1 protein-coding gene and 1 pseudogene are annotated in these 1286 nt (G+C 65.3%); both read right to left on the bottom strand.

The genetic code is table 11. The features are described 5' to 3' along the window. A pseudogene (locus tag ABGB17_RS38780) lies at positions 1 to 238 on the bottom strand (hypothetical protein); the annotation flags it as partial. 785 nt (positions 239 to 1023) lie between these two features. After that, positions 1024 to 1286 (bottom strand): hypothetical protein (locus ABGB17_RS38775; protein WP_347639388.1); only part of this gene is annotated, 263 nt, incomplete at its 5' end.

The following is a 1286-nucleotide window of genomic DNA, read 5'->3' as shown; positions in this document are numbered from 1 at the left end:
CGGCGGCCACACCGCGCAGCGGGTTCGCCGGGGCGATGACGGGGTAACCGTCGCGGATGAGCCGGGCCGCGACGCCGCTCCAACCGGAGGCGTCGGCGAACGCGCCGTGCACCAGTACCACCGTGGGCTTGGCCCCCGGCAGGGGATGCGTCGCCGCCTGCGCCTCGGACGTTCCCAGCAGAGCGCCGGTGGCGACCGCGGCTGATCCGGCCAGCATCGCTCGACGAGTCGTCGTCATGATGTGGACCTTTCAAGTGTGGTGTTCGAACCTCGATTGCAGATCAATGCTGAACCCGGGTAATTGACGAACACTGAACGGGCGACCCAGTCGTTGTAAAGTACGCCGATGTAGCTTGCCGGGCATGAGAAGGGCAAAAGTGAAAGTGCCCAACAATGGGGCCTGCGTATTCACCTGCTCTGCTACGTACTAGCCGATCTGGTTATGGTCGTGGTGTGGCAGATCTACGACTCGGAACACTTCTTCTGGCCCCTGTGGTCGATAGTCTTCTGGGGCGTCGGACTGGCCTTCTATTTCTGGGGTGTCTACTCTCCGCCCAAATCGAAAACCGGTCAGTGAGAGGCGTGTCGTTTCTCCCTGAGTTCGTGCGCGCCGTCGAGATCAAATCCACGGTTCGCGCTGCAGCCGGCCGCTCTGCGTCCGGCGGTCGACATCGTGAACGCGGGCGCGCCGGCCTCGTCGCGGTGCCGGCGCAGCGCTGGGCCCAGTCAGTCCGATGTCGCGGTCAGCGGCCTTCCGCGGGCAGCGTTCACCGAGAACCAGCAGCGTGACGTGTCGGCAGTGCGCCAACTCGATCCGCGCGCAACTCCCATTCTGTTGACGACCCGGCCGAGCCGTTGCCCGGCCTTCCTCGCACACCAGCCCACACGTAATCCGACCCCGGAGGAGCCCTAGATGCCGACCCGAGTCAACCGGCAGACCGTCGACCTCTCCGCCTATCCAGATCTCCTGGTCCTGTACCTCGGCATGCGGGTGAACCAGCTGTACGGTGTTCGGACCTTCGGTCAGGTAGCCGTAAGGGCGGCGCCGGGTTCGCCGTACCACGTCCCGCCGCGTCGGTGCCGAAGAGAGCGCTGTGTGGAGGTGAGGGCGACCCGTCCGGCCGGTCGTCCGATCCGGTCGTCGGGGTCCGGCCGTCCGGGGTTGCGTCCACGGAGGTGGTGTACGAGTTTCGGCTGGTAGTCAGCGTGGCGTCGTGAAACGAGGACGGCCATCGCGTGATCCTTTTCGATGTTCCACGATCGAAGGAGAACCAAGGCGATGGCCG

The sequence above is a fragment of the Sphaerisporangium sp. B11E5 genome (genome assembly GCF_039871875.1).
GTDB lineage: Bacteria > Actinomycetota > Actinomycetes > Streptosporangiales > Streptosporangiaceae > Sphaerisporangium.
This window is presented reverse-complemented; position numbering and strand designations above follow the sequence as displayed.